We start from the raw sequence: 13324 nt of genomic DNA, 5'->3' as shown, positions 1-13324 counted from the left end.
ACATTATATTTAACAAATGACTCATGATTAGCTGTATAAAAGCATATTAAAAAGTAAACTATTGTATTTATTGAAATAAGTTATAGGATTGTTGCCTTTCATAAAGAATAGTTCTTAAGGGAGCCTGCTTTTTACATGCAGATAAGGAAATTAAATACACTTAGGGCACTTGCTGCGCTTACCGTTTTTTTTACTCATTTTAGTGATATAACTAATTGGCTCGGTGGTGCTTTAGGTGGTGGCTCTGGGGCTTATGGGGTTATGCTGTTTTTTTTACTGAGCGGCTTTTTAATGGCACACTTGTATTTAGACAAGCCGTGTAATAAACAAAACATAACAGACTATTTTTTGGCGAGGGTAGGCCGAGTTATTCCTCTTTACTTAGCTATTGTGTTTGCCTCTTATTTTTTTACTCAAGCCGACAAAAACGTGCTTTATAACATCGCTGATTTTAATACGCTTATTGGCCATTTGTTATTCATATATGGTGAGAGCGTGCTTTGGTCTATCCCCCCAGAGGTTCACTTTTACCTGATCTTTGCTTTGCTATGGTCAGTTTCACAATATAGAAAAGGCTATATTTATGTAGTGACAATTGCCGTTATGCTACTGCTATTTTTCACTAATTTCCCGAAGATATTCGGTGACTTCTATGGTATTCCATACAATCTATTTAGCATTTTAAGAACCTTGCCGTTTTTCTTTATTGGGGTAATTTTTGGTCTGCACTATAAGCGCGCTGAAATACCTATTTATTTGCGTAGCCATTGGTTTATTTTAGCGTTGTGTTTAATTCCATTGATGTATCCTGAATTTTCGCCTATCACATCGGACGCTAAAAATAGGATGTGGTTAAGTTATGAAGTGTTATTTGTAATGGCTACCGTGTTTTTTTGTATTGTGTTCTTAGTGCCTGATAACAATATTTTGCTGGCAAATAGATTTGGAGATTTTATCGGCAAGATATCTTACTCGTTGTATTTATTACATATGCCGATCATTGAAATGGTCAACACTTTGGCCCTAACGGTTGAACAAAAGCTAATAGTGTCACTACTGTTGAGTATTTTTGTCGCCTATCTATCTTTCCGACTTTTTGAAAAGCCAATTGCAAAAGTGATTAGAAAACGCGCCAGTGGTAAAGTCGCAATGCATAGGGCTAACTCTGCAAGTTAGCGCGCTGATTATCTGCCATAGTCTTGAGAGACATATCTTGGCTATGGCTTAACGCTTAGTCTGTTTTTTGCATTGGTATTATAGTTGACTTAATTAACTCGCCACAACTCAACATGGGTATTTTACTTAAGACAAATAATTGAAAAATAAAATTATATTAATATAAATGACATTTTATTATGAGTATCTTTGTTAATAGGAATAAATGTTTCTTGTTAAATAATTATAAATAAATTGACAATGCAAACTGGGTGAATGTATTTTGCACTCCTAATGGGTACAACTGTTAAACAATAACAATAAAATTAGGATGCCAAGATGAAGAAAAAAGCACTATTAGCTGCTGTAGTATCACTTGCGTGTAGTGGTGCACATGCCACTAGCTCAAACATCACAATTAAACCTCTATTAGAAAATAATGGCGGTAAAGCTGAAATTGAACGCAATCAAATATTAAAAACCAAGTGGAATGTGGCACGTGGTAAGGCCAGTGGTTCTGGTTTTGACAACTCAAAACCTTTCAAAGCAACAGGTAGAGCGTGGCAAGGTGCAGTGACGACTGACCGTGTGCTGGCAATTTTGATAGATTTCCCAGACTACCCTGTAAACGCTGTTACCCCAGATCTAACTAAAAACTACTACTCAGATTATTCGGTTGAACATTATCGTGACATGTTGTTTTCTAGCACAGGTTACGCAGGACCGAGCGGTCAAAATTTGATGAGTATGAAACAGTACTATCTAGATCAAAGTGGTGGTTCATATCAAGTTGAAGGTAAGGTGTTCGGTTGGTATACCGCAGCAAACAACGCTGCTTACTATGGTGCTCCAGGCCAAGCAGGGCAAGTTGATAGCAACGCTCAGGCACTTGTTATGGAGGCAATAAATCAGCTTGCGAATGACCCAACTGTAGATTTGAGCTATTTCGACCAAGAAGACCGTTACGATTATGATGGTGATGGTGACTTAAGAGAGCCTGATGGCATTTTAGATCATGTGATGATTTATCACTCATCAATTGATCAAGCTGCAGGAGGTGGGGCTTTGGGTACAGATGCTATTTGGTCGCACCGTTCTGCGGTTGGTTTTCAACCAGTTGGCACCACGGGATATAGAATTCACGATTATACATTGCAGCCAGTTGATGGTGCGGCAGGTGTATCGGCACATGAGTATGGTCATGATTTAGGTTTGCCTGATGAGTACGATGTTAACTACACCGAGGATGGACTGGGAGACATTGATAAAGCGCCAGGCTCATTAGTTGGCTTCTGGTCAGTGATGTCATCAGGGTCATACGGTGGAGATATCAGAGGAACGGCACCGACAGGAATGAGTCCTTTTGCTAAGCAGTATTTGCAATCTTCTATGGGTGGAAATTGGTTCGTTGGCACTGATATCCATGAGAATGAACTTACCTCAGCAGGCAGTGTTTATAAATTAGATGCTGCATCGGTACGTGGTAATAACAATGACTATATTCGCATTGACTTGAAAGATAAGACCGTTAAAGAGCTTTTACCAAGTGATAATAAAGGTTTTATCAGCTCACCTGTTACAGGCTCTGATTTAGCCATTAAAACGCTTGATTTCGAAGTTGACTTAAGTGCGAAGTCTGAAGCTGTTTTAACATTTGTTACTGACTATAAAACGGATAAAAATAACTCTTTAATTCAAGTGCGTGTAACGGATGCCAATGGAGACCTGCATGTCGTAAATGGTAATTTTACCGATATGTTAAGTCGCTTTTCTCAGTATATAGGTCCTGGGTTTGCGGGGCGCTCTAACGGTCCTCGTGATGCAGAGTTTGATTTAACTTACTTCGCGGGCCAAAAAGTTACGGTTTCTTTGCAATATTGGACGTTTAACACCGGGCATATAGGCGTTATCTTTGATGACATCAAAGTAATGGCTGAGTCAGAGGTTTTGGTTGACTATGATGCTGACAACAAAAACAACTCAGGTCTTGCTATAAATGGTTTTGAAGCGTCAACAGGTGAATTTGACTACCCTCATTATTATCTGGTTGAGTGGCGTCAGCACTTTGGTGTTGATGAAGCTTTAAAAAATGCTGCGCGTGGTGCAAGTTATTCTCCAGGTATGCTTGTTTGGTATGTTGATACTTCATACCGCCCACAATTGAGTGGGGGCACAAGCTCTGTTCAACAAGGCGATAACCATGTTGCAGATCACCCTGGTGAAGGTTGGTTGGGGCTAGTTGATGCTGACAGAAATCCTATTTTGTATAGCACAGGTGAAATGGCCGGCTCAGTAATGCAGATCCGAGATGCTGCGTTTAGCTTAGACGTTCAAGAACCTTTTGATTGGAAAAGCATTATAAGTGGCGTTACGTTGTCAGACCCGTTTATCAATAATAATCCTCGTTTCATCGACTGGGACGATTACTCTAACTATCTTCGCCCCGCGACAGGTCGCAATATTCCGAAAAAAGGCATCATTATTGATGTATTGGAGCAAAGCGAGGATAAGTCAGTAGCATCAATTAGAATTTCAAAAGTTTGGTAATAAACAACAAGGCGGCACGGTTGTGATCGTGTCGCCTTTGGTAAGTTAATCATCGTTATTTCGCTCATCTGGCAGATCGCTGCGGTATTGCACAAACTCAACTTCAAACCCATCAGGGTCAATAAAGTAAGCATTTCTTCTGTGCGGGTTAGCGTCACTTCCCTTATCTACAGGGTAGCCTGCAGCGACAAGTCGAGTGATCAGCGCATCTAGGTTATTCACTTCAAAAGCAAAATGCCCTAACCCAATTTGATGCCCCTCAAGCTTTCGATTGCTACCCTCTCCGTGGTCGCTAAAGGCGATATAATTATAGTCATCTCCAAGATGTAACCAATGCCTTGCTTTTCCATACCATTCGCCGTGTCCCTCGCTGCGTATATGCCAATGAGGAAACGCAGCTTGATAGAAATGAAGGGCTTTTTCTAAGTTTGATACCACCAAGTTCACATGTTCTAAGCGCATGGTTTTCTCCTATTTATTTTTCATCGTATCCGTTAATAACTCAAAAATTTTTTCAATAAGGTTTTGATTAATAATATTTAAATGGTTATTCATTAAGCACCTCCCGTTGATATGCGTTAACTTTAAAACCTCAAGTTAACTTAAGGTAAAGGTGTTTTTTAAATTTTTTTGCCAAAGACAGATATGGAGTAAGTTGATGTATTTTGATTGGCACGTTTAAGATATAGTCATGCAATTCAATGCGTGATCTGCAAAACTCTCAATTTAAAAAGGTATAAAAGTGGGCTATAAACATTTTCTTTTGACTGTCGCAGCGGGATTTTTCATACACCAAAGTGCTGTTGCACAAGACGCGTCAGTATCGTTTGAAGTCATCTCAAAAAGTACCAAAAGCTGGGACGGTGCTGTACTGCCAAGCTATCCTGATGGGCAACCTGAGATAACAATTTTAAAAGTTACCATTCCTGCTGGCGCAACGGTTGTAAAGCATAAGCACCCGATGATTAATGCCGGTGTGATGTTATCGGGCGAACTAAGCGTGCGTTCAGAAGACGGTAAAGTACTCAAATTATCTGCAGGAGAGCCAATTATTGAGTTGGTTGGAAAATGGCATGAAGGAAAAAACGAAGGTGACACACCTGTAGAGATCTTGGTCTTTTATGCTGGAATAGAGGGGCAGCCTTTGAGTATCAAGCACACCGATTAGTGTGCTTGGATGTGCGCAACCACAACCGGCAGGCCATTATTATCAAAGAACTCGCTCGGCTTGTTTTTGCCCTGTAGTTTCCAAAGTGCAAGCTTTTGCAACGTGGCGAGCAACAGCTTGGTATGCCCTTGAGGGCCTAGTAGTTGCTCAGGTATTTTACCCGTTGCTTCTTTGATATGGACTGAGCCTTTCATTTTTCCTGCTTTTTCAACCAGTTTATCATCGTCGATAAAGCTATGAATGATGCCGATAAATGGCCACCCAGCGTTGAGAGTATTGCCAATAGGGGTGTTACAGCACTTTGCATACCAGCGATAGAGTCCCTTTTCAGTAAGCCTTAAGCAGGCTAGGTGCTCTTTCCCTTCGGTGAATTTAAAGTGTGCAATAGGCACCTGTACTATGGTTGTTCCAGCATATTGATTGAGTACTTCCTCTTTGCGATTAAGCGCAGCAGCAAACTTTTGGCAGTCGCTGCAATAGCAGGTGAGATGATTGGCTTGCTTAGGTGAAATTGGCTCAACCTGCGCTCTAGTTTTTTTGCATTGGCAACTCAGAGATAATGTAGATGATATAACTTGATCCATACCTTAATCCTTTAATTTATATGCTAAAGTAAAGCTCGGTTAATATTATCAAATTAATCCCCCTATTTCACAAAGTAAAGCCTTTGCGTCAATGTGACTCTACTTCGTCATTCTGAACTAGTTTCAGAATCTCGCATCTTAAGTGAGCGGTAACTTAGTTAGCCCTTATGCTTTTTGACTATGAAGATGTTGTGTAAATTGATTAAGCGTATTTGTGGTTAACGCAAAACCATTGTTACAAGGCACATGAAGTAAACCGCTATTGTTAATACCAAAGTAGCCAAATAGTTTGTCAAAAAAGCCTGAAAATATCTCACAAACCTGCTCGTGGGCAGAGGTTGTTAATACATATCCTTGCTTGCCTTTTAAGCCTTTACCGATAGGTTTGATGGTTGGGTTTTCTGTCAACTCGGTCATACGATCAATCAAGCGTTTCATATTTGAACTCACACTATGCCAATAAATAGGTGAGGCAAAAACGATATTGTCGGCCCAGTTTAAAGCATCGGATATAAGATAAAAATCATCATTGGCATATTGATTAGAATAGCAATAGTCGGAAAACTCTAGCTCGTCGATTGGTAATAACTTAACGTGCTCGCTGTGCAACTGAGCTATAACTTGATTCACGAGTTTAGATGTATTGCCGTTTTTGTTGGCGCTTGAAAATAAAATAACCGTTTTACGCATTAGATATTCCTTTTGGAAGCTGTTTTAATTTTTGTCTAGCGTAAAAGCTCAACCTAACTTTAGGTAAAGGCTTTTTTATAATTATTTAGCTAAAAAAAGCATTCACCCCATAACATCGATGTGCTTTACTAGCTGTGTATCTACAGGAAAATTAAAGGAAAGTACTGCATCATGCTAAGAATTACTCTTGAGCAGTGGCGAATGTTTCGTATGGTGGCCGAACATGGTGGCTTTAACCAAGCCGCTGAGCAGATACATAAAAGCCAATCGAGTATTCATACCGCAGTGAGCAAAATAGAACATTCACTGGGTGTTAAAGTATTTTATGTAGAAGGTCGAAAAACGCGATTAACCGAAGCGGGGCAAATGTTGCTCCGTCGTGCTAATTACCTATTAGATGAAGCGCAAAAAGTTGAATCTGTTGGGCACACGCTGGCTAAGGGAGTCGAAACATCGCTGCGCATTGCGGTGGATGAAGTTTTTGCAAAACAAACGCTTTATCAAGCACTCGATAGCACATCTGAAAAATACCCACTGCTTAGGATTGAACTATTTGAGTCGATTTTAAGTGGCGCACATGAGTTGGTTGAGAACAATCAAGCCGATATTGCTATTTCTCCAATGAGTTTAGCAAGTGGATTTAGCGAGCAACTGTGTAACGTTGAATTTGTGGCTGTATCTAGTCCTGCTCACCCTTTGCAGCAATATAACAGGCCGTTGACGTTTGAAGATCTTAAGTCATTCCGCCAGATAGTGATTAGAGATTCTGCGCATAATAAACGCTCAGACTCAGGGTGGCTGGAGGCAAATCAGAGATGGACGGTAAGCCATCTGCGAACTTCAATCGATATGATCTGTGAGGGGCTGGGATTTGCTTGGCTGCCAGCAAGCGCGATTTCTGATCAATTAGAAAATGGCCAGCTAAAACAGTTACCGCTCACTCACAATGCGACGCGTTCAAGTGCGTTGTATTTAGTGTTTCAAGACAGTGATCGTCTCGGGGTTGCTGCAAAAGCGTTTATTGAACAATTAAGATATTTATGCAGTTCACCCAACAATTAACTAAGCGGTGATCTAACTAAAACTCTGCCGTTGAGCGCAAATAAAAAACAGGTAGTGGCCAATATGGTATTAACACTATCTGTCGAAGAGGAGATAAAAATGAAAACAATAAAGGCAGGATGGCTGCTTTGCAGTATGTCGCTAGTAAATTTTGCAGCACTTGCAAAAGTGGATGGGGTGATTTATGCCGGAAAGGTATTAGTTAAGCCAGAAGCTACAGCACTGAGCAAACAAACATTGGTACTTGAAGAGGGTAAGGTATCAGCTATCCATGATGGCTATGTACTACCTGAAAAGCTAGGCCTTAAAGATGTGAAACTTTACGATCTTAAAGACTACTATGTTATGCCTGGCATGATAGATATGCATGTGCATTTAACTTTTGAGCGCGACAAAAATGTAAACCCTCATACTTGGTTAACGCAGGATGACGCGGATTATGCGCTAAAATCGATCCCTTATTTACAAAAAACACTGGATGCGGGCTTTACCAGTGTTAGAGATTTAGGAGCTAAATACCAAGTTATATTTCCACTTAAACGCGCTGTAGAAAAGCAACTCATCGTGGGTCCAAGAATATTTGCATCGGGTAACGCGGTATCTGCAACGGGTGGTCATGGTGACATGCATGGATATCGCCACGACCTAACGGAGGCCATAAGTACCAGTCTTGGTATTTGCGATGGTGCTGATGATTGTCAACGCGCGGTACGAGAAGTCATTAAGTATGGGGCAGACGTAATCAAAATTACTGCCACAGGAGGCGTTCTAAGCAATACTGCCGCAGGTTTGAATCAACAACTGACCGATGCTGAACTTAACGCAATTGTAAATACTGCCCATAATCTTGGTCGTAAAGTGGCTGCACATGCACATGGTACACAAGGCGTAAATGCGGCGATCCGCGCCGGTGTAGACTCAATAGAGCATGGTTCCTATTTAGATGACGAGTCAATTAGGTTATTTAAAAAACACGGCACCTATTTAGTACCCACCTTACTTGCAGGTCATACTGTATCAGAGGAAGTGCTAAGTAATCCTGATATGCCAAAAGCGATTGCTGACAAAGTACGTGAAGTTGCACCTGTAGTCGAGCAAGCATTTCGTAATGCGCTGAAAAACAAAGTTAATATTGCATTTGGCACAGACTCAGGCGTATCTCGTCACGGCGATAACGCCAAAGAAGCGCAGCTGATGGTGGAATATGGCATGACACCAAAACAAGTGCTGGTGAGTGCAACTCGCTCTGCGGCAAAGTTACTTGGTCAAGAAAATAATCTAGGTTCTTTAGAAGTAGGTAAATATGCCGATATTATTGCCCTTAAAGCTAACCCTGAAGACGATATTTCTGCGCTGAGCGAAGTAAGCTTTGTTATGAAAAATGGCGTTGTTTATAAAAACCAACTTTAAGAGAACAGTAGCATGATAGATTTTCGTTCAGATACGGTAACTCAGCCTTGCCAACAAATGCGCCTACTGATGAGTAATGCTGAAGTTGGCGATGATGTGTATGGCGATGATCCCAGTGTTAATGAGTTGGAACAATGGGCAGCGACGCGCCACGGATTTGAAGCTAGCTTATTTGTAAGCTCTGGCACGCAAGCAAATTTATTGGCCATACTCAGTCATTGTGAACGTGGGGATGAGTATTTGTGCGGGCAAAATGCCCATAACTATCGATATGAGGCGGGCGGGGCCGCAGTGCTTGGCTCGGTGCAACCTCAACCAATCGAAAATGAACCTGACGGCAGCCTGTGCTTAACCAAACTTGAAAAAGCAATTAAGCCAGATGATAGCCACTTTGCCAGAACTCGCTTATTGAGTTTAGAAAACACCATAGGTGGCAAGGTGTTAAGTTTGCAGTATCTTGCACAAGCGCGAGCGTTCACCAATAAGCATCAACTCATGTTGCATTTAGATGGTGCGCGAGTGTACAACGCGGCAGTTGCATTAAACGTTGATATCAAAGAGATTAGCCAGCATTTTGATTCAATGACAATTTGCCTATCGAAAGGGCTTGGGGCACCGGTGGGGTCACTATTACTAGGTAATCGTGAATTTATCCAAAAAGCGCGACGCCTCAGAAAAATGCTCGGCGGTGGTATGCGACAAGCAGGGATATTAGCTGCGGCAGGGCTTTATGCATTAACGCATAATGTGAGTCGTTTAGTTGACGATCACGACAATGCGCAATATTTAGCGCATCAGTTGAATACGCTCAAAGGGTTTAGCACAGAGTCATACCAAGTACATACCAATATCGTATTTGTGGATATTGATGAGAGTATTGATATTCAGCGAATGAGTGAAAAACTAAAAGCGCAGAATATAGTGATCACACCAGGCTACCAAGGCATGCGCTTTGTAACACACAAGGATATCACCCGTGATGATATAGATAAGTTGCTTGCTGCATTGCGAACTGAGTTGCTTTAGGTCGTTTATTGGAAAAGCTTTTACTGATTAAGGCAGACTAGCTGCCGTAAAAAGGACAATTTATGAAACTAATCTCCGTTGCCGTTTTATTTTCCTCTGCTCTTATTTCAATGGCACCGGAAAGCTGGGCGAAGCCAGAGACTGACTATTTAAGTGCGCAAGAATCTGATCCCAAAATGCTTGGATGGATGGTGGGCAGCCCACCGGCTCCTGAAAAGTTAATCACTCAGCCCCAGTCAAATTATTTTAGTTTTCCAAAGCTACGCTGGACTGTTTGCCATATACGGGAGTTTTTGCCAACCAAAAACGTAAGCCGTGGCTTAGGTGTACCTACACCATTAATGTATGCGCTAGATAACAACATCGATGCTGTGACGTTCAAGCCCCTAGATCAACAGCAGAGCATGACTTGGTTAGAGTCATTAGATGCTAATTATACTGACGGTATTTTGGTACTGCATAAAGGCAAAGTTGTATATGAAAAGTATGCAGGGTGCCTTGATGAGCAGCGTAAACATGCGGCAATGTCGATGACTAAGTCGCTAACCGGGTTGCTCGCTGAGATTTTAATAGCCCAGGGCAAATTAAATGAACATGCGCAAGTTGACAGCATAGTGCCAGAGCTAAAAGGAAGTGCATTTGGCAGTGCAACGGTTAGACAAGTGATGGATATGACGACGGCGCTCGATTATAGCGAAAATTATGCCGATCCAAATGCTGATATTTGGATTTACTCTAAGGCGGCAAATCCATTACCTAAACCTAAAGAATATCAAGGCCCTGAGGGGTATTTTGAATATTTGCAAAGTGTTGTTCAAAAAGGTGAGCATGGTGAGGCATTTGCGTACAAAACCGTTAATACTGATGCTCTAGGTTGGATAGTGTCACGTACAGCGTGAAAAGATGTCAGTACCTTAATGTCAGAGTTACTTTGGCAAAAAATCGGTGCTGAACAAGATGCATACATGACTATAGACAGTAAAGGAACCCCTTTTGCTGGCGGTGGTCTGAGTGCTAGCTTGCGTGATCTTGGCCGTATTGGGCAATTAATGCTAAATGAAGGGGAATTTAATAATAGCCGGATCTTCCCTAAAAGCGTGGTGAAGAATATTAAGCAAGGTGGTGATAAGCAAGTTTTTAGTAAGGCTGGGTACAAGTCACTCAGTGGGGGGAGTTATCGCAGCATGTGGTGGATGTTACATAACGAGCATGAAGCTTTTGCTGCGAGAGGTGTACATGGGCAGACCATTTATATCGATCCGACGGCTAATATGGTGATAGTGCGGTTTGCATCTTACCCTACTGCAAAAAACGCGCAAATTGACCCAACTTCTTTACCTGCATATCAAGCTTTAGCTGAATACTTAATCAAGCAAAAGTAATCTTAATGGCAGGTTTAAATCATAGCCTGCCTTTATCTTAGTTTACTCATTGGTTGGTTTTTTTTTGTAACGTGAGTTGTAATACACCCATTATCCCAACTATTGCACTGACCAGTAGTGTGAACAGTCTTCCTTGTGTAGAGGTAACCCAGGTATTTGCGCAAATTAAAGTAATAGATAACAGTACCCATATAAAGTCACCAAACGAGAAATAATAGATGAGCAATTTGGGTGGTGATTGTCTCAATGATGCCCAAATTAGGTGTAAACCATTGATCATTAACACGCCTGCTAAAATCCATATTACATACTCAGGAGCACGGTGCTCCGCACTTAGAAATAGCGAAACATGCTGGGGAATTAAGGCAAATATAGTGGCAAATAGCAAACAGCTAGCCGCGTTTGCCCGCAAAACAGCCTTTAATGTGATCATACGTGCATCCTTATGTATACTAGGTTGACATAAGAATAGCGAGTGGAGTTATCTATGTCAACAAGGTTGACAAGTGGAGGAGTGACTATGGTTGATAGTCAGGCCCTGCAATTGGTGTCAAAAGCGGCTAAAGTGCATAACAGTATTTCAAAATATCTTTCTGGTTATCTTCAAAATAAAGGGTTTATTGGTGCCACCCCCTCAGCCTTGAACTTTTTAAGTGCGTTGGAGTGTGGGGAAAACTATGGCTCTCAAATAGCAAGAAGTTTAGATGTATCGCGTCAAATGGTTGCAAAATCAGTCAAAGAAATGTGTAGCTTAGGGTACTTAGAGCAAAAAACAGGGCATGGAAAACAGAAAGTTATCGTGTTTACTGAGCTTGGAGAGCAACTTATGGCTGAAGCAAGGCTGTGCTTATCTGGCCTAGATAAGTTGTTTTGTGAACAAATGGAGCAGCACGCCGTTGACTCGACCATTGCTAACTTAGAGCAGCTCCAATTATCAATTGAGTTGTTGGCTGGTTCAAAGCATTGAGCTTGAGGTGGGTTACCTCAAGCTGGTTTGTATTAATGATTCGGTATAAGCGATAACGCGTCTGCGTCTCGAGGTACATCAATAAACATAGGTTCAGTTAGTTTAAGTTGGCTTATAGTTTCAAAGTCAATCTTATAGGGGATTGGCGAGTCGTATTTACGGATTTGGAATTCACCATGACTTAAGTCTTTCACCACAACCCATTGTGTATAATCACTGCCGTCGCTTGAGTGGGCATCACCATATCGGGTCACACCTTTTGGTAAGTCAACGGAGTTAATTAAATGATAAGCAAGAGTTTTGGCATCCGCAGCGTTTTTGATTTCATATCCAGCTTGGGCATCTGTTGCAAACTGCTTTAAAACCGCTGTTTTTACAAAGCGAGAAGCAGGGATAGGATCACCTGGTAATCCTGCCAATCCATATCCCTCACCTTGTGGTGCTTTGATTGAACACGGCACTTGAGCTGGGTTGTATGGGCTAAACTTATGCTCTCGTAGCATAGTGTTTAAATTAGCTAGCTGCTCAGGATAGGTTGGGGCATTAGTCAAAATGCCAAGCTCATTATCGTAAACGCTGGGTTCTCCATCGCTTGAAGAAAACTCTATAACAATGCTTTTTCCTGATTTATCTGTAATAGGAAAGTGTAAAGGAAGAGGAAGGTTTTCGACTTCAAAAAAGCGATAATCATTTGAGTTAACAGCCCGCTTTACTTCTTCTACAGATGAAAAATTGCCCAGTACCCAGTTGGTAAATAGGTAGACGGGAATATCACTTTCTAGAAATTTTTGTGTTGTTAGATACTCAGAGCCAGGTAACCATAGTGAGCCACAGGTGAGCCCTTCTTCGTTCAAACCATCGGTTAAACAATTGGCAAGTAGCCGTAGAACAGGATCATTGTTTTCTTCTTTATCGTCATCATTTGTGACATGGATGTTTACCCCCACTATGCAATATTTGTGGTCTGCCTTTGCTGTGCCATATGAATAAAGCAGCTCACCTTTAGGTAAGATAGTAACTTGGCCATCAGCGACAGATTGATTACCAAATTCCATTGTTCTGCCAACAATGACCGCATCGGGTATAGCTAAAGAATTTTGTTCGTTAGTGTTTGTTTCGGTAGTGATTACAAAGTTGGTACACATAATATTTTCCTTTTTGAATAGGAAAAGTATATGAGTGTGACCAACTTTGTTCTATTACATGCAATTATATAGTCGATTCTGAAAATCTCGGTTTTTCAAAAAACTGAGGTTGTTCAATTTGGATTGCCATCTTTAGAGTCGGTTAACCATCTAACGTTTTTGTTGTTTGATTTTCACGTGCCAATGGC

The 13324-nt window shown here is 41.2% G+C and carries 14 protein-coding genes; 9 read left to right on the top strand and 5 right to left on the bottom strand.

Going from position 1 to position 13324, the window contains the following annotated elements; all coding sequences use genetic code 11:
- Nucleotides 1-135: 135 nt before the first annotated feature.
- On the top strand, nucleotides 136-1176 hold the full coding sequence (locus HC733_RS20695) for an acyltransferase family protein (protein WP_190366877.1): 1041 nt from the start codon (nucleotides 136-138) through the stop codon (nucleotides 1174-1176).
- Between the two features lie 318 nt (nucleotides 1177-1494).
- Entirely contained in the window at nucleotides 1495-3702 is a 2208-nt protein-coding gene (locus HC733_RS20690; protein ID WP_190366876.1) for an immune inhibitor A domain-containing protein, read from the top strand.
- Between the two features lie 45 nt (nucleotides 3703-3747).
- Here HC733_RS20690 and HC733_RS20685 read toward each other — a convergent pair whose 3' ends face one another.
- On the bottom strand, nucleotides 3748-4164 hold the full coding sequence (locus HC733_RS20685) for a VOC family protein (protein WP_190366875.1): 417 nt from the start codon (nucleotides 4162-4164) through the stop codon (nucleotides 3748-3750).
- 280 nt (nucleotides 4165-4444) lie between these two features.
- Between HC733_RS20685 and HC733_RS20680 the strand changes: the two genes are divergently transcribed.
- A complete protein-coding gene (locus HC733_RS20680; RefSeq protein WP_342366045.1) occupies nucleotides 4445-4870 on the top strand; it encodes a cupin domain-containing protein in 426 nt (141 codons plus the stop codon).
- Here HC733_RS20680 and HC733_RS20675 read toward each other — a convergent pair.
- Complete coding sequence (locus HC733_RS20675) at nucleotides 4867-5454, bottom strand: DUF6151 family protein (protein WP_190366874.1); 588 nt, start codon at nucleotides 5452-5454, stop codon at nucleotides 4867-4869. The two genes, HC733_RS20680 and HC733_RS20675, sit on opposite strands and share 4 nt — an antisense overlap.
- Before the next feature lie 165 nt (nucleotides 5455-5619).
- Nucleotides 5620-6144, bottom strand: coding sequence for a flavodoxin family protein (locus tag HC733_RS20670; protein ID WP_190366873.1), 525 nt, complete (start codon nucleotides 6142-6144; stop codon nucleotides 5620-5622).
- 171 nt (nucleotides 6145-6315) lie between these two features.
- On the opposite strand from HC733_RS20670, the gene HC733_RS20665 reads away from it, so the two are divergent.
- The 5 genes from HC733_RS20665 to HC733_RS23280 all read left to right on the top strand — a co-directional run bounded on the left by HC733_RS20665 (nucleotide 6316) and on the right by HC733_RS23280 (nucleotide 11024).
- On the top strand, nucleotides 6316-7206 hold the full coding sequence (locus tag HC733_RS20665) for a LysR family transcriptional regulator (protein ID WP_190366872.1): 891 nt from the start codon (nucleotides 6316-6318) through the stop codon (nucleotides 7204-7206).
- A 99-nt stretch (nucleotides 7207-7305) separates the two neighbouring features.
- Nucleotides 7306-8616 (top strand): metal-dependent hydrolase family protein, encoded by a 1311-nt coding sequence (locus tag HC733_RS20660; protein ID WP_190366871.1) that lies wholly within the window; start codon nucleotides 7306-7308, stop codon nucleotides 8614-8616.
- A gap of 12 nt (nucleotides 8617-8628) precedes the next feature.
- Nucleotides 8629-9642, top strand: coding sequence for a low-specificity L-threonine aldolase (gene ltaE, locus HC733_RS20655; RefSeq protein WP_190366870.1), 1014 nt, complete (start codon nucleotides 8629-8631; stop codon nucleotides 9640-9642).
- A gap of 62 nt (nucleotides 9643-9704) precedes the next feature.
- Nucleotides 9705-10541 carry a serine hydrolase domain-containing protein gene (locus HC733_RS23285; protein ID WP_238937644.1) on the top strand — a complete coding sequence of 279 codons (837 nt, stop codon included), beginning with the start codon at nucleotides 9705-9707 and terminating at the stop codon, nucleotides 10539-10541.
- An 18-nt stretch (nucleotides 10542-10559) separates the two neighbouring features.
- Entirely contained in the window at nucleotides 10560-11024 is a 465-nt protein-coding gene (locus HC733_RS23280; protein ID WP_238937643.1) for a serine hydrolase, read from the top strand.
- Nucleotides 11025-11070: 46 nt separating this feature from the next.
- On the opposite strand, the gene HC733_RS20645 is transcribed toward HC733_RS23280, so the two are convergent.
- Entirely contained in the window at nucleotides 11071-11457 is a 387-nt protein-coding gene (locus tag HC733_RS20645; protein ID WP_190366869.1) for a hypothetical protein, read from the bottom strand.
- A gap of 87 nt (nucleotides 11458-11544) precedes the next feature.
- Between HC733_RS20645 and HC733_RS20640 the strand changes: the two genes are divergently transcribed.
- A complete protein-coding gene (locus HC733_RS20640) occupies nucleotides 11545-11991 on the top strand; it encodes a MarR family transcriptional regulator (RefSeq protein WP_190366868.1) in 447 nt (148 codons plus the stop codon).
- Between the two features lie 32 nt (nucleotides 11992-12023).
- On the opposite strand, the gene HC733_RS20635 is transcribed toward HC733_RS20640, so the two are convergent.
- Complete coding sequence (locus HC733_RS20635) at nucleotides 12024-13136, bottom strand: linear amide C-N hydrolase (protein ID WP_190366867.1); 1113 nt, start codon at nucleotides 13134-13136, stop codon at nucleotides 12024-12026.
- Nucleotides 13137-13324: the final 188 nt, after the last annotated feature.

This window comes from Pseudoalteromonas sp. S16_S37 (assembly GCF_014694405.1).
Classification (GTDB): domain Bacteria; phylum Pseudomonadota; class Gammaproteobacteria; order Enterobacterales; family Alteromonadaceae; genus Pseudoalteromonas.
The sequence above is the reverse complement of the archived record's forward strand: the minus strand, read 5'-3'. Positions and strand labels throughout refer to the sequence as shown.